Origin of the sequence: Pseudomonas sp. WS 5532 (genome assembly GCF_012985445.1) — a bacterium.
Lineage (GTDB): Bacteria > Pseudomonadota > Gammaproteobacteria > Pseudomonadales > Pseudomonadaceae > Aquipseudomonas > Aquipseudomonas edaphica.
The window spans coordinates 309357-328365 of the sequence record NZ_JAAQWK010000006.1 but is presented as its reverse complement, the minus strand read 5'-3'; the positions used below and the strand labels follow the sequence as shown (position 1 = coordinate 328365).

General features: G+C 60.8%; 15 protein-coding genes. 7 read left to right on the top strand and 8 right to left on the bottom strand.

Features of this window, described 5'->3' with window-relative positions; translation table 11 throughout:
• Positions 1–518 precede the first annotated feature (518 nt).
• On the top strand, positions 519–2477 hold the full coding sequence (locus tag HBO23_RS13560) for an autotransporter outer membrane beta-barrel domain-containing protein (protein ID WP_017135029.1): 1959 nt from the start codon (positions 519–521) through the stop codon (positions 2475–2477).
• A 116-nt stretch (positions 2478–2593) separates the two neighbouring features.
• Here HBO23_RS13560 and HBO23_RS13555 read toward each other — a convergent pair whose 3' ends face one another.
• From HBO23_RS13555 to HBO23_RS13545, 3 genes are all read right to left on the bottom strand, one after another.
• Entirely contained in the window at positions 2594–3235 is a 642-nt protein-coding gene (locus HBO23_RS13555; RefSeq protein WP_017135030.1) for a DUF1345 domain-containing protein, read from the bottom strand.
• Positions 3236–3340: 105 nt separating this feature from the next.
• Entirely contained in the window at positions 3341–6439 is a 3099-nt protein-coding gene (locus tag HBO23_RS13550) for an efflux RND transporter permease subunit (RefSeq protein ID WP_170038449.1), read from the bottom strand.
• Positions 6440–6445: 6 nt separating this feature from the next.
• On the bottom strand, positions 6446–7600 hold the full coding sequence (locus HBO23_RS13545) for an efflux RND transporter periplasmic adaptor subunit (RefSeq protein ID WP_026013522.1): 1155 nt from the start codon (positions 7598–7600) through the stop codon (positions 6446–6448).
• Between the two features lie 351 nt (positions 7601–7951).
• Between HBO23_RS13545 and HBO23_RS13540 the strand changes: the two genes are divergently transcribed.
• Positions 7952–8653 carry a response regulator transcription factor gene (locus HBO23_RS13540; protein ID WP_017135033.1) on the top strand — a complete coding sequence of 234 codons (702 nt, stop codon included), beginning with the start codon at positions 7952–7954 and terminating at the stop codon, positions 8651–8653.
• A 3-nt stretch (positions 8654–8656) separates the two neighbouring features.
• Positions 8657–9958, top strand: coding sequence for an ATP-binding protein (locus tag HBO23_RS13535; protein WP_099548239.1), 1302 nt, complete (start codon positions 8657–8659; stop codon positions 9956–9958).
• Here the strand turns inward: HBO23_RS13535 and HBO23_RS13530 are convergent, their stop codons facing one another.
• The 3 genes from HBO23_RS13530 to HBO23_RS13520 are packed head-to-tail and all read right to left on the bottom strand — an operon-like array spanning position 9959 to position 11739.
• A complete protein-coding gene (locus tag HBO23_RS13530) occupies positions 9959–10633 on the bottom strand; it encodes an anti-sigma factor (RefSeq protein WP_170038447.1) in 675 nt (224 codons plus the stop codon).
• Positions 10630–11157, bottom strand: a complete 528-nt coding sequence (locus HBO23_RS13525) for a sigma-70 family RNA polymerase sigma factor (protein WP_170038445.1) — start codon at positions 11155–11157, stop codon at positions 10630–10632. Before HBO23_RS13525 ends, HBO23_RS13530 begins: the two co-directional genes overlap by 4 nt.
• 60 nt (positions 11158–11217) lie before the next feature.
• Positions 11218–11739 carry a DUF3455 domain-containing protein gene (locus HBO23_RS13520; protein WP_017135037.1) on the bottom strand — a complete coding sequence of 174 codons (522 nt, stop codon included), beginning with the start codon at positions 11737–11739 and terminating at the stop codon, positions 11218–11220.
• A 135-nt stretch (positions 11740–11874) separates the two neighbouring features.
• On the opposite strand from HBO23_RS13520, the gene HBO23_RS13515 reads away from it, so the two are divergent.
• Complete coding sequence (locus HBO23_RS13515) at positions 11875–12654, top strand: class I SAM-dependent methyltransferase (protein WP_017135038.1); 780 nt, start codon at positions 11875–11877, stop codon at positions 12652–12654.
• Between the two features lie 82 nt (positions 12655–12736).
• Entirely contained in the window at positions 12737–13522 is a 786-nt protein-coding gene (locus HBO23_RS13510; protein ID WP_017135039.1) for a sulfite exporter TauE/SafE family protein, read from the top strand.
• A 127-nt stretch (positions 13523–13649) separates the two neighbouring features.
• Here HBO23_RS13510 and HBO23_RS13505 read toward each other — a convergent pair whose 3' ends face one another.
• Positions 13650–14888 carry an acyl-CoA dehydrogenase family protein gene (locus tag HBO23_RS13505; protein ID WP_138453614.1) on the bottom strand — a complete coding sequence of 413 codons (1239 nt, stop codon included), beginning with the start codon at positions 14886–14888 and terminating at the stop codon, positions 13650–13652.
• A 269-nt stretch (positions 14889–15157) separates the two neighbouring features.
• Between HBO23_RS13505 and sfnG the strand changes: the two genes are divergently transcribed.
• Positions 15158–16243 (top strand): dimethylsulfone monooxygenase SfnG, encoded by a 1086-nt coding sequence (gene sfnG, locus HBO23_RS13500; RefSeq protein WP_099548248.1) that lies wholly within the window; start codon positions 15158–15160, stop codon positions 16241–16243.
• Here sfnG and HBO23_RS13495 read toward each other — a convergent pair.
• A complete protein-coding gene (locus tag HBO23_RS13495; RefSeq protein WP_099548250.1) occupies positions 16227–17327 on the bottom strand; it encodes a GNAT family N-acetyltransferase/peptidase C39 family protein in 1101 nt (366 codons plus the stop codon). The genes sfnG and HBO23_RS13495 overlap by 17 nt on opposite strands.
• Before the next feature lie 94 nt (positions 17328–17421).
• Here HBO23_RS13495 and HBO23_RS13490 point away from each other — a divergent pair, with 94 nt between their 5' ends.
• Positions 17422–19008: a RimK family protein gene (locus HBO23_RS13490; RefSeq protein ID WP_186354699.1), complete on the top strand. Its 1587-nt coding sequence runs from the start codon at positions 17422–17424 to the stop codon at positions 19006–19008.
• Position 19009 lies beyond the last annotated feature (1 nt).

The window sequence follows — 19009 nt, the reverse complement described above, 5'->3', positions numbered from 1 at the left end:
CGCTGCAGGGTTCCCCTCTCACTCTGAGAGGGGGTTTCCCTGACAGTGCCCTACCGATTGGATGACCCAAAGTGCTGCCTACTTACCAATAGGTTGCAGATTAATCCTACATAAGAGTGAGTGTTTAATACTTACTCTACGTGCCGCACAGGTAAGGCGTCACTTTCAGGAAGTGAGCCGAACCGCTTTTGTAGGCCTTACCAAAAGAGTGATTGACCATGTCGGCACTGAACACGTTCGAACTCAAACCCTTGAGTGCAATGATGAAAGTCCCCACCATTACATTCTGTTTGTTTGCCGCGATGCAGGGGCAAGCTCAGGCGGTTGTGATAGGTAGCGGTGAGCAAAGAACCATTGACGCAACTGAGCAAACAACGGATTGGCAATTGTCGGGCCAATCAGCGTTGACGATGAACCGTGCAACAGCCACCACGATCAACCTTTCAAATTCCACGTTGAACATGAACAGCGGCAGTATGGCGAATAGTGTACATGCTGTGCAGGGCTCCACAGTAAACATGGACGCTGCACGTGTTACTTCGAGCGATTCCCTATACGGCGCCGTGCGGCTGGACAGCAGTAAGGCGGTTATTAATAACAGTACCCTCACCAATACCAGCGGCGTAGGGTTGCAGGCGTTTGGTTTTGTAGGCACTTCGAGCGGCTCGTCCGCTGAGGTCAGCAACTCTACGATCAGTGGCGCTATCGGCGGTGCGGAAGCATTCACTGGCAGTCAGTTACACTTTAAACAAAACTCGCTGGTGCAGGGCACGGGAGTAGGGGCCTTTGGGCTCTCCCTCGCAGGTGCCACAGCGACTGCCACGCAAAGTACTATCATCGGCAATGGCCATGGCGTGTCGTTCACCCGTAATCGGGGGGACCTGACGGATGGCAAACTGGTTTTGGACCAGTCCGTGGTTGAGGGTCGCAGCGGTTCGGCCATCTCGGTCAGGGGCACGCCAAATCGAGTGCCAGTGGTGTCTATCGATGTACTCAACGGTTCTACGTTGAAAGGCGGTAATGGCAATCTACTGTCGGTGTCTGGCGGTGCCACGGCAACGATGAATGTGGATAACAGCCGAAACCTGGCCGGTAATGTAATCGCCGATGCCACCAGCACCGTGCATTTGAACCTGCAAAACAACGCCGAGCTGACGGGCCAGTTGCAGAACGTCTCCACCCTGAGCGTAGGCAATGCTTCCAACTGGAACATGACCGGTGACAGCCAGGTGGGCGCACTGAACATGGCCGGTGGTACGGTGACCATGGGCGCGGCGAATGAGTTTTACCAACTGAACCTTCAGACGCTTTCGGGTAACGGCACCTTTGTCATGGGCACCGATTTCGACCAAGGCAAAACCGACTTTATCAATGTCACCGGCGAAGCCACGGGCAACCACAGCCTGGCACTCGCAGCCAGCGGCAGCGAACTGGTCAAAACCCAGGTTGTGCACACCGGCGGCGGTGACGCGGCGTTCTCCCTGGAGGGCGGCCCGGTCGACATGGGTGCCTATGCCTATAACCTGAAACAGGAAGGCAATGACTGGTTTCTGGACACGCAAACCCGTGTGATCAGCCGCAGTGCCCGCGTGGTGACGGCATTGTTCAACACCCCGGTGACCATCATGACCGCCGAAGAGGGCTCATTGCGCCAACGTATGGGTGAGTTGCGTTACTCGAAAAGCACCGGTCTTTGGGTCCGTGGTATCGGCAGTCAATATGATGTGTCCCAGAGTTCGGGCACCGGCTACTCGCAGAACCTGCGAGGTTTTTCCATCGGTGCTGATACGCCGCTGGGCGACAGCCAATGGAAGGTGGGTGTATTTGGCGGCCACAGTAACTCTGACGTAAACCCGGCTCGCGGCGCTGCCGGTACCGTCAAGAGCTACTTCCTGGGTACCTATGCCACCTGGATGGACGAAGAAAGCGGTTTCTATTTTGATGCCGTGGCCAAAGCCAACCGGTTCCAGAACCAGGCCAAGGCAACACTCAGTGACAACACGTCGACCAAGGGTGGCTACAACAACGTAGGCGGTGGTGTATCGGCTGAACTCGGCCGTCATATCAAGTTCGGTGAGAGTTCCTTTATTGAACCTTACGGCCGACTGTCGACCATTGTGGTCCAGGGTGGCACGTACAGCCTGAAAAACGGTTTGCAAGTGGACGGTGAGCGCACCCGCTCAAGGACCGCCGAGGCCGGTGCGACCGTTGGTCATGAGTTCCAACTCGATGATGGCACGCTGATCAAGCCTTACCTGCGTGCGGCAATGGTCCACGAGTTTGCCAACAACAATAAGGTCACGGTCAACAACCAGACCTTCAACAATGATTTGTCGGGCTCGCGCACCAAGTACGGTGCCGGTGTGGCGGTGTCGTTTACCCAGGACCTGCAGGCGCATGTCGACCTGGAGACCAGCACCAGTGACAAAATCAAGCAAAAAGCCGCTGTCAATGTTGGCCTGCGTTATGCGTTCTAAATAAACCGGCGCCCTATAAAGCCCTGATCGAAAGATCAGGGCTTTTTTTTGAACGCAAAAGCGCTTTTCAATAGCCTTTCCCGTTTAGATCAGGATTGCCGCCATACCATCAGGGTTCAACTGAACAGTCCGGCAGCAATATTGATCGAGAAGCCCAGAATCGCCGTATTGAACAGAAACCCAATCAACGACTGGCCCAAAACGACTTTGCGCATTGCGCGTGTAGCAACCCCCACATCCGCGGTTTGCACCGCCACGCCGATGGTGAACGAGAAGTACAGGAAGTCCCAGTAATTGGGGTTACGCAGCCCTTCGGCAAAGCGCAGCGCCGGCTCGTCGCCTTCCCAGGTGTAGAACAGGCGGGCGTAATGCACACTGAAAATCACCCCGGTTAGTAACCATGAACCAATCACCGTCATGCCGGTAAAACCGTAGTGCAGCAGGCGCGCCGTGCTGTCCAGGTCTTTGCTGCCTACCAGGTTGACTGTGATGGTAGCCAGGCTCGCAATCGCGGCAATGCACACCATGAACAGCACCAGCCCGGCGTTTTCATCCTCGATCTCGGCGATGCGCTTTACATCATCGGCACGTGAGCGGCTGGTAAGCCACAGCATCAGCGCCAGGTAGGTCCAGACCCCGGCGTTCCAGCCAATCAGGATTTTGCTGATCAGCGTATCGGCCGGCGCCAGAATGCCCACGGCAAGGCCAAGAACGGCGGCGGATGAGAGGCGAGGGTGGGTGCGGGCGAGGAAGGCCATAGGTGCTCACAACAGGGGAGGTTGTGAGCACCATAGCGCATTCAGTTGTTCTTGAGATAAGTGAACCCTGTGGGAGCTGGCTCCCACAGGGATCCGCGGTGCCGATCAGTCAGGCTTGCCGCGCCTGCGCACCAGTTTCATCACCACCACAAAGAACACCGGCACAAACACCACCGCCAGCGTCGCGGTGATCATCCCGCCGATCACGCCTGTACCAATCGCCTGCTGGCTGGCCGAGCTGGCGCCGGTGGCAATCGCCAAGGGCACCACGCCAAGGATAAACGCCAGCGAGGTCATGATGATCGGCCGTAACCTGAGCCGCGCGGCTTTCAGGGTGGCGTCGATCAGATCCTCACCTTGGTCAACCAGGTCCTTGGCAAACTCGATGATCAGAATCGCGTTCTTCGCCGACAAACCGATGATGGTGATCAAGCCGACCTTGAAGAACACGTCATTGGGCATGCCACGCAAGCTCACCGCCAATACGGCGCCAAGCACACCCAGCGGCACCACCAGCAACACCGAGGTGGGTATCGACCAGCTTTCATACAGCGCCGCCAGGCACAGGAACACGATCAGCAGCGACAGGCCCAACAGCAACGGCGCCTGGGAGCCGGACAAGCGTTCCTGCAACGACAGCCCGGTCCACTCCTGGCCCAGGCCGGCCGGCAGTTGGCTGACCAGGCGCTGGATTTCTTCCATGGCCTCACCGGTGCTGTGCCCCGGTGCCGCTTCGCCGCTGATGGAGATGGCCGGGTAGCCGTTGTAGCGCGTCAGCTGCGCCGGGCCCTGGGTCCAGCTGGCTTCAACAAAGGATGACAAGGGCACCATCTTGCCGGCGTTATTGCGCACGTTGATCTTCATCAAGTCCGCCACCTGGCTGCGTTGGTCGCCTTCGGCCTGCACCACCACCCGCTGCATGCGGCCCTGGTTGGGGAAGTCGTTGACATAGGCCGAGCCGATGGCCGAGGACAGCACATTGCCCACATCGGCAAACGACACGCCCAGGGCGTTGGCTTGCTTGCGATCCACTTGCAATTGCACTTGCGGTGCTTCAGCCAAGGCGCTTTCGCGCACGTTGGCCAGGATCGGGCTTTTTTCGGCGGCGGCCAGCAACTCGGTACGTGCTTGCATCAACGCGGCATGGCCGACGCCGCCACGGTCCTGCAAACGGAACTCGAAGCCGCTGGAAGTCCCCAGGCCGTCCACCGGCGGCGGCAGGATCGCGTAGGCAATCGCATCCTTGAGCTCGCTGAACGCTTCGTTGGCACGCTCGGCAATTGCCGAGGCCGAATCGTCGCTGCTGCGCTGCGACCAATCCTTGAGCGTGGTAAAGGCCAGCGCCGCGTTCTGCCCGGACCCGGAGAAACTGAAGCCCATGATCATGGTGGTATCGCCCACCCCAGGTTCGCCGGCGTTGTGCGCTTCGATCTGCTCGGCCACCTGCACCGTGCGGTTCTTGCTCGCGCCCGGTGGCAGCTGGATATCGGTGATGGTGTAACCCTGGTCTTCCACCGGCAGGAATGAGGAGGGCAGGCGACTGAACATCCACCCCAGGCCCACCAGCAGCACCAGATAGATCAACAGGTAGCGGCCGCTGCGCTTGAGGGCATAGGCCACCCAGCCTTCATAGCGGTCGGTGAGGCGCTCAAAACGCGTGTTGAACCAGCCGAAGAAACCGCCCTTGGCGTGGTGCTCGCCCTTGGCAATCGGTTTGAGCAAGGTGGCGCACAGCGCCGGCGTCAATGTCAGGGCCAGGAACGCCGAGAACAGGATCGAGGTGGCCATCGACAGTGAGAACTGTTGGTAGATCACACCCACCGAACCCGGCATGAACGCCATCGGCAAGAACACCGCCACCAGTACCAACGTGATACCGACGATGGCGCCAGTGATCTGGCCCATGGCTTTTTTCGTTGCGTCCTTGGGCGACAGGCCTTCGGTGGCCATGATGCGCTCGACGTTTTCGACCACCACAATCGCATCGTCCACCAGGATGCCGATCGCCAGCACCATACCGAACATGGTCAGCACGTTGATCGAGAAACCCAGCAACAACATGGTGGCGAAAGTGCCCATCAGTGCAATCGGCACCACCAGCGTGGGGATCAAGGTGTAGCGCACGTTCTGCAGGAACAGGAACATCACCGCAAACACCAGTGCCATCGCCTCCAGCAAGGTGTAGACCACTTTGGTGATCGAGACTTTGACGAACGGCGACGTGTCGTAAGGGATCTTGTACTCCACGTTGGCCGGGAAATAGCGCGACAGCTCGTCCATCTTTGCCCGCACCAGGGTTGCGGTGTTCAGCGCGTTGGCGCCGGGCGACAGTTGCACACTGACGGCGGTGGACGGTTTGCCGTTCAGGCGCGTGGAGAACTGGTATTCCTGGCTGCCGACTTCCACCCGCGCCACATCGCCGATGCGCACGGTGGAACCGTCGGGGTTAGCCTTGAGCACGATGTCGGCAAATTCCGCCGGGGTCGACAGTTGGCCCTTGACCAGGATTGCGGCGGTGATTTCCTGGGTCTTGGTGCCCGGCAAATCGCCAATGCTGCCCGCCGAGACCTGAGCGTTTTGCGCGCTGATCGCGGCGTTCACGTCGGCTGGCGTCAGGTTGAAACCGATCAGCTTCTGCGGGTCGATCCAGATGCGCATGGCGCGTTCGGCACCATACAGCTGGGCCTTGCCCACGCCGTCCAGGCGCTTGAGTTCGTTCATCACGTTGCGCGCCAGGTAATCGCTGAGCGCTACGTCGTCGAGCTTGCCGTCGTTGGAGGTCAGGGTCACCAGCAGCAGGAAGCCGGCGGAGACTTTCTCCACTTGCAAACCTTGCTGGGTCACGGCTTGCGGCAAGCGCGGTTCTACCGCTTTAAGACGGTTTTGCACGTCCACCTGGGCCATTTCCGGGTTGGTGCCCGGCTGGAAGGTCGCGGTGATAGTGGCCGAACCCAGGCTGCTCTGGGATTCGAAGTACAGCAAGTGATCGGCGCCGTTAAGCTCCTGCTCGATCAGGCTGACCACGCTTTCATCCAGGGTCTGGGCCGAGGCGCCGGGGTACACCGCGTAGATCTCCACCTTCGGCGGCGCAACGTTGGGGTACTGGGCCACCGGCAACTGCGGGATGGCGAGCGCGCCGGCCAGCAGGATAAACAGGGCCACCACCCAGGCGAAAATCGGGCGGTCAATAAAGAACTGCGGCATGGCGGGTTATTCCTTGACTGGCTGGCCGGAGGCGGGGCTGTCATCCACCTCGACTTTTTCACCGGGGCGCGCGTGTTGCAGGCCTTCGACGACGATGCGGTCACCGGGCTTGAGGCCGCTGCTGACGATCCAGCGGTCTTCAATCACCGCGCCCAGTTCTACCGGCTGCTGGCTGACGGTCTGTTCGGCATCCAACAGCAGCACCATCGGGATGCCGGCGCTGTCACGGGTGATGGCGCGTTGCGGCACGCTGATACCTTGCTTGTCCACGGCCTGTTCGAGGCGCACGCGCACAAAGCTGCCCGGCAACAGGTCGAGGTCCGGGTTGGGGAACTCGCTGCGCAGGATGATCTGCCCGGTGCCCGGGTCGACGCTGATTTCCGCAAACAGCAACTTGCCTGGCAACGGGTACAGGCTGCCGTCGTCCTGGATCAGCGTGGCCTTGGCCTGGTCCTGGCCGACCTGCTTCAAGCTGCCGGCGCGGAAGGCGCGGCGCAGGTCATTGAGTTCGCGGGTCGACTGGGTGAGGTCGGCGTGGATCGGGTCCAGTTGCTGGATAATTGCCAGCGGCGTGGCCTCGTTCTGGCCGACCAGCGCACCTTCGGTCACCAACGCACGGCCGATGCGCCCGGAAATCGGTGCGGTGACGGTGGCGTAGCCCAGGTTCAACCGCGCGCGTTCGACTGCGGCCTTGTTGGCGGCGACTTCGGCGTTGGTCTGGCGCACGGCGGCGCGGGCGTTGTCGTAGTCCTGGCCGCTGATGGCGTTGCCTTCGACCAACTGGCTGTAGCGCTGCTCCTGCAGGCGCGCCTGGAATGCGTTGGCTTCGGCCTTGCTCAGGTTGGCCTGGGCGCTGTCCAGGTCGGCCTTGAACGGCGCGGGGTCGATGCGAAACAGCACGTCACCCTGTTTTACGTCGTGGCCTTCCTTGAACACCCGCTGCATGACCACGCCGGCGACCCGTGCGCGCACTTCGGCAATGCGCGGCGCGGCGATACGCCCGCTCAATTCGCTGGTGATCGAGAGAGGCTTGGCCTGCAGGGTTTCGATGCGCACTTTGGCCAGTGGCGCCTCTGGCGCTTCATCGGCCGACTGGCCACAGCCACTCAGGGCCAGCGTCAGGGCCAGCAGGCAAAATGGCGCAAACAGATTCTTCGACATGCTCATATCCCAATATTGACTGGCGCATCCTAAAGACACCTGCGCCGTGGTGCTGTGAAGCTGTGTAGGCCGTGTGTGAAGAAGTGTAAGGTGCGGCCCATAGTCGCTTGAGGGCGTATATCCTTGCACAATCCTGCAAACAGCAAAGATCAAATGTGAAAACCGGGCCTGTGTGGGAGCCGGGCTTATGTGGGAGCCGGGCTTGCCCGCGATGCAGGCACCTCGGTCTTTCATAGAGAACGAGGCGATGCTATCGCAGGCAAGCCAGCTCCCACACAAGCCAGCTCCCACACAGGCCCGCTCCCACAAGGGTCTGCGTACCGCCGACAAACAGTATTATTTGGAAACACCATGCCCAACATCCTCCTGGTGGAAGACGACGCCGCACTCTCCGAGCTGATTGCCAGCTACCTGGAACGCAATGGCTACCACGTCAATGTGCTCAGCCGTGGCGACCATGTGCGTGAACGGGCGCGCCTTAACCCGCCGGACCTGGTGATCCTCGACCTGATGCTGCCCGGTCTCGACGGCTTGCAGGTGTGCCGCCTGCTGCGTGCCGACTCGGCGGGCCTGCCGATTCTGATGCTCACCGCCCGCGATGACAGCCACGATCAGGTGCTGGGCCTGGAGATGGGCGCCGACGATTATGTCACCAAGCCTTGCGAGCCACGTGTGCTGCTCGCCCGTGTGCGCACCTTGCTGCGCCGCAGCAGTTTGTCCGAGCCACAGGTGGCCAACGACCAGATCGTCATGGGCAACCTGTGCATCGACCTGTCGGAGCGCACCGTGACCTGGCGCGAGCAGGCGGTGGAGCTGTCCAGCGGTGAGTACAACCTGCTGGTGGTGCTGGCCCGGCACGCCGGTGAAGTGCTCAGCCGCGACCAGATCCTGCAACGTTTGCGCGGTATCGAGTTCAACGGCACCGACCGTTCGGTGGACGTGGCCATCTCCAAGCTGCGCCGCAAGTTCGACGACCACGCAGGCGAAGCGCGCAAGATCAAGACCGTATGGGGCAAGGGCTACCTGTTCAGCCGTTCCGAGTGGGAATGCTGATCCATGTTTCGTGTACTGCTGCGCCTCTACCTGGTCACCATCATTACCTTCAGTGCCGCGATATTCCTGATTCCCAAGTTGGTGATCCAGCTGTTTGAACACCGCTACATGGACTACAACATCGAGCAGACCCGTGGCCTGCAAAAGCTTATCGTCAAGCAGTATCTGCGTGCGCCGGTGGAGCATTGGTCGCACGTGACCGAGCAACTGAACCGGGATTTCGCACCGCTGCAAGTCAAGTTGCTGCTGCGCCAGGACGCCAGCTATACCCCCGAGGAGGAGCAACTGCTGGAGCACGGCAAGCCGGTGATCCGCCTGGGCGAGTGGGGCTGGATGGAAGACATCAGTTCGCCGATCAACCAGCAGTTTGCGGTGAAACTGAGCATCCCCCCGGACCCGCTGGACATGAACCTGCTGTACTGGTCGATGAACGTGCTGATTGGCGCGGCCTTGCTCGCCTGCCTGCTGTTCTGGCTGCGCCCGCACTGGCGTGACCTGGAGCGCCTGAAAAGCACCGCCGCGCAACTGGGTCGGGGCAACCTCAGCGAGCGAACGCAGATTCCCGCCAGCTCCAACATCGGCAGCCTGGCGTCGGTTTTCGACACCATGGCCGACGACATCGAAGGCCTGCTCAACCAGCAGCGCGACTTGCTCAACGCGGTGTCCCATGAACTGCGCACGCCGCTGACGCGCCTGGACTTCGGCCTGGCCCTGGCGCTGTCCGAAGACTTGCCCCAGGCCAGCCGCGAGCGCCTGCAAAGCCTGGTGGCGCATATACGCGAGCTGGACGAGCTGGTGCTGGAATTGCTTTCCTACAGCCGCCTGCAAAACCCGGCGCAGTTGCCGGAGCGGGTGGACGTGGTGCTCGACGAGTTTATCGACAGCGTGCTGGGCAGCGTCGATGACGAACTGGAAAACCCCGAGATCGTCATCGACGTGGCGCTTGACTGCGCGGTGGAGCGTTTCAGCCTCGACCCGCGCCTCACGGCCCGGGCATTGCAGAACCTGTTGCGCAATGCCACGCGCTATTGCGACAAGCGCATTCAGGTTGGGGTCAAGGTGTGTGCCGATGGCTGTGAAATATGGGTGGACGATGACGGCATCGGCATTCCCGTGGAACAGCGCGAGCGTATCTTCGAACCCTTCTATCGCCTGGACCGCAGCCGCGACCGCGCCACTGGCGGCTTTGGCCTTGGCCTGGCGATCAGCCGGCGCGCCATGGAAGCCCAGGGCGGCACATTGACGGCCCTGGCGTCGCCCCTGGGCGGGGCACGGTTCAGGGTGTGGTTGCCCAGCGCAGGTTGATCAGAGCACTTTGACCGCGCGGCCGATGGCCTGGATCGGCCCGGTCGGCTTGCCGGTCGGTGAACCGCGAGGGTCTTCCAGGGTCAGCTCGAACAGCTGGTTGGGCGTGAGCGGCGGCAGCTTGTCCAGCGGCACCGAGAGCGTTTGCCCAGGCTTGACCAGCCCCAATGACACCGGAGCCTGCCAGCCATCGCCCTTGGTCCAGAATTGCAGGGCTTTGTCGCTCGGAACCTCCATCATCCCCAACGGAATCAGTTGGATCTGCTGGTCATGGCTGGCCTGGATCACCCAGCCGGGTGCCTGGTTCTGTGGCGCAACCAACACCACCACAAACGTCGGGTCGGCTACGGGCGGGCGGGTCAACAGCAGGGCCGCCAACACCAGTGTGGTCACCAAGCCTGCGCCGGCCAACCCACGCCAGAACGCCAGCAGGTTCCACCACGGCACGCCGGCTGGCTGATTTGCCGTGCTGCGTTCGATGCGCCGCCACAGTTGCGCGGACGGCGGCACGGGTTCGGCCAAGGCGGTCAGCGGCAGCAGGCGCTGCTCCCAGGCATCCACCGCCGCACGCAGCTCGATGTCATGCTTCAGGCGTTGCTCGACCTCGGCGCGTTGCTCGGCGGGCAGGGTGCCCAGCACGTATTCGCTGGCGAGTTCATCCAGTGGGTTGCTCATGCCATGCACTCGCGCAGCGCGACGAGGCTCCGTTTGATCCAGGCTTTGACAGTGCCCAGGGGCGTGTCCAGTTTCCGGGCGATTTCGCTGTGGGAATAACCGTCGACATAGGCGTGAAGGATGCACGTGCGACGGGTCGGGTCGAGTTGTTCCAGGCAGCGGTACACCTGACCTTCTCGGGCGTTGAATTCGAAGCTGTCATTGGGGGCGGCGAGCTGCTCGTGTTCGTCGCCCAATGCCACCTCCCGGGAGTGATTGCGCACGGCATTGAGCGCCAGGTGCCGGGTGATGCTGAACACCCAGCCCCGCGCCGAACCACGGCTTGGGTCGAAACTGCCGGCGCCGCGCCAGACCTTGATAAACGCGTCATGCACGACATCTTCGGCCAGGGCTTTGTCACGCACAATGCGCAACGCCACGCCGAGCAAGCGGCTGCTGTCCTCGGCATAGAGTTGGCGCAAGGCGCGTTGGTCGCCACGGGCACACGCCGCCAGGCAGGTTTCGTAATCAAACAAACACGGCATCCTTAAAGGGCTGAGTCCTGTGGCGAGCGCACTCGCCACAGGCAGCGTAGCCGAGTTTACTCAGTTGGCTGCCCAGAAAATGTAGTCGGCCTGGTACTTCACCACGGCCTGCTGGCCTTTGTTCGCCGCCGTGCATTCGCTGCTCGGCGCCACGCCGCCTTTAAGGGCGACACGCTGGATGTAACTGACGCCACTCATGGCACCTTTACCTTCGGCCGGGTTGGCCTTGACCAGTTGATAGGGCAGGTTGCCTGCACTCGAAGGCGCTACCGCCAGTTGGGTGCCGGTGATTTTCGAGCCATCCTGGGCCTGCCAGGTGGCGGGCGGGCCGAAGTAGTTGCCCACCGGCTTGCCGCTGCGATCATTCAACACGGCTTTGGGGCCGACAAAGAACCATTCGGTCTGGCCGACGGCGTTGGCTTTGTCGCGGCATTCGTAGGTGATTTCGCCGACCCCGGTGGTTTCCATCGCAATCTTGTGCCCGTCCGGCACCTTGATGCTGTCCGGCAAGCCGGTCTGGGCGAAAGCCGCAGGCGCGACGGTGAGTGCAGCCGCGAGGCAGAACAGTGTTTTAGCGTTCATGGGTAGTGCTCCATTTGAGTAAAACAGCGGGGTGACTGCAAGGACTACACGCGAGGCGCACGATTGGATGCACGGGTTAGAAAATAAACCTCAGAGGGCGCACACTGTGCGCCCGCCCCCGAGGAGAAACTCGCAATGACTGGTGTTCACACGTCTGCTCAACAAGGTTTCTCGACCCAGGCCGCCACCTACGCCCAAGGTCGACCGGACTACCCACGCCAACTCACCGGCTGGCTGACCGATACACTGGGTATCAACGCACAGTCGACCGTGATCGACCTGGGGGCCGGCACCGGCAAGTTCACCCGTTTGCTCAGCACCCTGGCGCCCAGCCTGATTGCCGTCGAGCCGGTCGAGGCCATGGGCGCGCAACTGAGCAAACTGTTGCCGGATGTACGCCTGCTCAGCGGCACCGCTGACGCTATCCCTTTGCCGGAGGCCAGCGCCGATGCGCTGGTGTGCGCGCAAGCCTTCCACTGGTTCGCAACCGAGGCCGCACTGGCAGAGATCCACCGCGTGCTCAAGCCTGACGGGCGCCTTGGGCTGGTGTGGAATGTGCGCGATGAGTCGGTGGACTGGGTTGCGGCCATCACCGAAATCATTACGCCCTATGAAGGCGACACGCCGCGTTTTCATACAGGGCATTGGCGCGAAGCCTTCACCGGTGGGTATTTTTCCGCGCCGCAAATGAGCTGTTTTGCCTATCAGCATGTGGGCAGCCCCCAGGAAGTGATCATGGATCGCTTTCTGTCTGTGAGCTTTATCGCGGCGCTACCGGCCGCGCAAAAGGCCACGGTGACCGAGCAATTACGCGGGCTGATCAACACTCACCCGGCGCTGCGCGGGCGTGACACTGTGGCGTTTCCGTATCAGACCCAGGCCTATGTCTGCCATCGTCTGACAGAAAAAGCATAAAGTCAGATCATATTGATATAAGTCGTTATAAGAAAAATCGCTATCCTGCGGCCAGAATTTTATAAGGCCGCGGGTAGTTGTAATGGATGTGGGCAATTTTGGTTTTGTAGTCGCTGGCCTGATCGTTGGTTTTATCGTCGGCATGACCGGTGTTGGCGGCGGGTCCCTGATGACGCCGATCCTGTTGTGGTTCGGCATCAACCCGGCCACCGCCGTGGGCACTGACTTGTTATACGCCGCCATCACCAAGTCCGGTGGGGTGCTGGTACACAGCAAAAACCGCAATATCGACTGGACCATCACTGGCTGGCTGACCTTGGGCAGCGTGCCGGCGGTGCTTTTGACGCTGTGGTTCCTGGCCAGCCTGCACACTGATCCCAGCGCGATGAATGCGGTGATCAAGCAGGCGCTGGGCTTTGTGCTGCTGCTGACGGCGCTGGCAATCCTGTTCAAGAAAAGCCTGTTGGCGTTCGCCCAGCGGCATGCGGGCGATGATTACCACATGAGCCCGCGCAACCTCAACGCACTCACAGTCGTCACCGGCGCGATCCTGGGCACCATGGTTGCGTTGACCTCTATCGGCGCGGGTGCCCTCGGGACTGTGGCGTTGTTTATCTTGTATCCGTTCCTGGCCACGCGGCGTCTGGTCGGCACCGAGATCGCCCACGCCGTGCCGCTGACCCTGGTGGCGGGCCTGGGGCATGCCAGCATGGGCAATATGGACTGGCACTTGCTGGGCTTTTTGCTGATGGGGTCGTTGCCGGGGATTTACCTGGGCAGCCACATGACCGGCAAAGTCCCGGACGGCGTGTTGCGACCGTGTCTGGCGATTATGTTGATGACCATCGGGTATAAGCTCGCGTTCTGAGTGGTACACAGGATCGTTCCCACGCTCTGCGTGGGAATGCCACCCCGGACGCTCTGCGTCCCGCTCTTGAAGCCGTGACGCGGAGCGTCACAGGATGCATGCCCACGCAGAGCGTGGGAACGATCAATTACGCTTTGCCAGGCCCATTCCCGATCTGCCACACAAACGGCGGCTCGGTTCCATTGATCACCCAATCCCCCACGATCCGCGCCTTGTAGATCACCGGGTTATGCGACGACACGGTCCGCGCATTGCGCCAATGGCGATCCAGCGCTTTACCCTGGCGCACATCCGACGCCCCCAGTGCATTGAACAGCTCACTGGTAGCCCGCTGAATCAACTCCGACACCACCACCTGCGCTGTCGCCGATTCAATCTCGGCAGCCACGTTTGCCTCACGCTCAGCCACCTCATCCCCGGCAAATCTTGCCAAGTAAGCCCGTTGCGCCGGCACCGCAGCTTTCAACGCACTGGCCTCGGCGGCATACACCAGCGCGGCCACTTCGCCCACCACTTGCTGCACCTGCGGGTCCTGGCTGACATGTGCGGCATTGCCATGGCTGTAGATGCGTTTGCGGCTGCGCACCTGCTGCGCCACGTCGTTGAGCGCCGCACGGCCAATACCGGCCAGGCTTGCCAGCAGCACCAACTGGTAAAACGCGGTCTGGTATTTGAAGCGGGTGGCGAAGTCGATCACGTTGTCAGCCTCAACCACCGCATCGGTAAACCGTGTGGTGCCGCTGCCCGTGGTGCGTTGGCCGAACCCGTCCCAGTCATCACGTTGCACCACGCCGGGCTGGTGCGTACGGGTGGCGGCGATCACGTCGGCGCCGGTGTCGCTGCGCTGGGCGTACACGTCGATCCAGTCGGAGAAAATGCTCCCGGTGCTGTAGAACTTTTCGCCGTTGAGCTTCCAGTGATCGCCATCCGGGCTGACCTGAGTGACCACATCGCCGATGGCCACAGTGCCGATTTCGGTCCAGGCGCAACCGACGATATCGCCGTCGACAAACCGCTTGAACCACAGGTCGCGACCCGCGCTGGGTGGCGCGTTCAGGCGGTCTTCGGCAAAGGCGAAGTGCCCGCGCAGCGCCTGGGGCACATTGGAGTCGGCCGCCGCCAGTTCGATCAGCAGCTCAAACAATTGCGGCAGGGACGCGCCGCCACCGCCGTATTCCACCGGCACCCGCACCGCGCCGAACCCTGCGTGTTTGAGCCACTCAATCGGCTCATAGGGCAGGGCGCGCGCTTGTTCACGTGCCACGGCACCTTCGGCGATGCGCTGGAAGATCGGCCGAAAGCGCGCGGCAAGTGTGGGGTAATCGACGCCGATGGACAGCGGGTTGATGACATGTTGCTCGGTCATGGGATACGGCTCCTGGGCAGTGATCAATGGTGAGCTGATTGCACAGTCCGTGCCGGGCGGCGCAGCCCGTATTTACTGGGGATGGATCCAAACTGCTGTTGCCCCAGCAACAGTAAATCGACAAAACAAGGCCATCCGCGACATTCGCCGGCTTGGCAAAAACCACAGCGATATACGCCGCAACGCCCGTGGGGTGGCGCTTTGATGATGTCTGGCACGCTTGCTGCTCAAGCCTGGTTACATCCTTCTTTCGTGCGAGGTACTGCCAGATGAGTCAGCAAGCCGTGAAATTTGCCTATTGGGTGCCCAACGTCAGCGGTGGGCTGGTGGTCAGCAAGATCGAACAGCGCACGCACTGGGGCATCGACTACAACCGCAAGCTCGCGCAGTTGGCCGAGGCGGCCGGCTTCGAATATGGCCTGACGCAAATTCGCTTCACCGCCGGCTACGGTGCCGACAATCAGCATGAGTCTGTAGCGTTCAGCCATGCGTTGCTGGCGGCGACCACTAGGCTCAAGGTGATCGCCGCGATCCTGCCTGGCCCTTGGCAGCCGGCGCTGGCGGCCAAGCAGCTGGCGACCATCGACCAGCTCACCAATGGGCGCATCGCGGTGAATATCGTCAGCGGTTGGTTCAAGGGCGAATTCCAGGCCATTGGCGAACCCTGGCTGGAACATGACGAACGTTATCGCCGTTCCGAGGAGTTTATCCGTGCCCTCAAAGGCATCTGGAGCCAGGACGATTTCACTTTCAAGGGTGACTTCTACCGCTTCAACAATTACAGCCTCAAACCCAAGCCACTCGGCCAGCCGGAGGTGTTCCAGGGCGGCAGCTCACGGGCGGCGCGGGACATGGCGGCACGCGTGTCGGACTGGTACTTCACCAACGGCAACACGCCCGAAGGTATCAAGGCCCAGGTTGACGATCTCCGCATCAAGGCCGCGGCCAATCACCACTCGGTGAAAGTCGGTGTAAACGCGTTTGTGATCGCCCGCGACACCGAAGAAGAAGCCCGCGCCGTGCTCGCCGAAATCATCGACAAGGCCGACCCCGAAGCGGTGAATGCGTTTGGCGATGCGGCCAAACAGGCGGGCAAGGCCTCACCGGAAGGCGAGGGCAACTGGGCCAAGTCCAGCTTTGAGGACCTGGTGCAATACAACGACGGCTTCAAGACCAACCTGATTGGCACGCCGCAGCAGATCGCCGAGCGCATAGTCGCGCTCAAGGCTGTGGGCGTGGACCTGATACTGGCTGGCTTCCTGCATTTTCAGGAAGAGGTCGAATACTTCGGCCAGCGCGTCCTGCCGCTGGTGCGCGAGCTGGAAGCCAAGGCCGGCGTCAAGCAGGTGGCTTAAACAACACGACGGCCGCGCGCAATTTGTTATTGCCAAAACGGCACATGCGCTCGAACTCCCCATGGCTGACCGGCAGATGCTGGCAGTCCAGGGATTGGCGATGCTGGCTGTGGTCCACGTCGGGGTCGTGCAGGTAGACGAACTCTTCATCGCAGTCGGTGACCATCACCCAATGTGGCGACTTGGAACGGGTGAGGCGGTAGCTGCTGATCAGTACCAGCGGCTGCCCGCCGGCCTGCAATACCTGCGGTAAATCCAGGGCGCCGCCGAATACCTGTTCGACGTCGCTGCCGACCAATTCCTCTTCAAACGCCTCATGCACTAAGCGCATCACGTCCTTTTTGTGCTGGTCGCGCACGCCATCCAGAAACAACGGCCCGCGCACATTCACCTGCATACGCACCCGAAAACCCCGGCGCCAGGCCGCCAACGCCAAGCCTTGCGGGCTGCAGCCGCCATGGCCTGCGGTCATGAACACGGTGGTGGCTTCGCGCCAGATCTGCAGCTCTTCGCGCCGCCCGGCCACGCGACCTGGCAGCAACGCGCCCATGGCCATCAGCAGGCATGCGGCGCCACAGGTGAAGTCGGTGGTCTGTTGGTAATACGGCACGCTCTGGGGGCGTGCGACCTGGTGCTGGAGGATGCGTTTTTCCAGTCGAATAGCGGCGGTGTGATCTTCGTAATAGTCATTTATCAGCGCAAAGCGGCGATAGCCGTTGCGCTCGTACAGCGCCAGGGCGCCGGGGTTGTCGGTGCGTACTTCCAGGCGCAGATAGGCGCAATCATGTTCCAGGGCGCAGGCCTCGATGCGCGTCAGCAATTGCTTGCCCAAGCCCATGCCGCGCGCATGCTCGGCGATGGCGATGGAGTACAGGCGCGCCAATGAAGTGCCGCGATGGAACAGCACCAGTGCATAACCTTGCAACTGCGCATCATTTTCCGCCACCAGCAACTGGCCATGGGCACGGCTGATCATCCACTGGAAACTGCGCAACGAGAGCCGGTCGGTGGTGAAACAGTGCTGTTCCAGTGCGACCAGTTCAGGCACATCAGCAGGGGTTGCAACGCGAAAGGAAAGAGCCATATAACCGCCGTAAAAGTTGCGTAACGAAACGGGACTTCTCTAAAAGATCGTGCTTAATAGAAAAGGTCGAGTTCTCTAAAGCGGATCAAATATTATGTCAGCGGTACAAGGTCATTGGCGTGAAGTATCCGAGCAAAACGTCGCGGCGACAATAACTTCCAGCGGTTATTTATCGGTCGCGAGCAAAGGTTCCAGCCAAGTGGTGATCATTGTCGAACGCAAGGAAGATTGGGCCTCTTACTTCCCCAGCGAAGACATCGTGACCGCCCAGGAATACCTTGAACAAACCCGTGAAAGCGAGACGGGCAAGCGTGTGCAGGTGATCAATCTGTGCCGCAGTTACAAGTACCTGGGCCACGGCTACTACTGCTCGTTGTTGGCCGAAGCGCGCGGGCACAAGGTGATTCCGTCGGTACGCACCATCAGTGAACTGACTAAAAAGTCGCTGTATGGCTTGTCACTGGATGACCTGGATAAAACCCTCGATAAAGCCTTGAGTCATCACCTTTACAGCAATACCGAAGGCTTTACCCTGACACTTTATTTTGGTCGAACCAATATAGAGCCGCTGCAAGAATTGGCCCGCCAGTTATTTGAAACCTTCCCGTGCCCGATCTTGTTAATTGAGTTTCGCAAACACAATGGCTGGCACATCGACGGGGTCAAGTCCGGGGTCTTGCACAAGTTGCGCGATGACCAGGAAGACCAGTTCGCCCACGCCCTCGACAACTTCAGCCGCAAGATCTGGCGCCAGCCGCGCTCACGCCGCTTGGCGCGGTATGACCTGGCGATTCTTCATGACCCGCAGGAGCAACTGCCGCCGTCCAATGCTCGCGCCCTGGAAAACTTCGTGCGGGTCGGCAAAGGGCTGGGCATCGATGTGGAACTGATCGAGCGTAAGGATTACTCACGGCTGGCCGAGTACGACGCCTTGCTGATCCGCGAGACCACCAGTGTCGACAACCACACCTATCGCTTCGCCAAAAAAGCCGAAAGCGAAGGCCTGGTGGTCATGGACGACCCGGCATCGATCCTGCGCTGTACCAACAAGGTCTACCTCACTGACCTGCTCAACAGCCATCAACTGGGCATGCCCGCCACCGAGATTCTCTACAAGGAGCGACCGCAAGATTTCGAAAGGGTCGGCGAGCGCCTGGGTTTCCCGCTGGTGTTGAAGATCCCCGACGGCTGCTTCTCGCGCGGCGTAATCAAGGTGGAAAGCCAGGAAGCCCTGCTCAAGGCCACCGCCGAGTTGTTCGAACACTCTGTGCTGCTGCTGGCCCAGGAGTTTTTCTACACCGAGTACGACTGGCGCATCGGTGTGCTCAACCGCAAGCCGATCTTTGCCTGCCAATACTTCATGTCCAAGGGCCACTGGCAGATTTATAACCACAAGGCTATCGGCCAGGACATCAACGGCGAATGCCGCACCCTGGCGGTTCATGAAGCGCCCAAGGCAGTGGTGGAACTGGCGGTCAAAACCGCCAACCTGATCGGCGACGGCCTCTACGGTGTCGACCTCAAGCAGTCCGGCGACAAAGTGGTGGTGATCGAGGTCAACGACAACCCCAATATGGACGCCGGTATCGAAGATGCCTATTTGCAAGACGACCTGTATGCGCTGGTGCTCGAGGAGTTTGTACGGAGATTGGAGTTGAAACGCCAGGGCCAGGGCTGGTGAC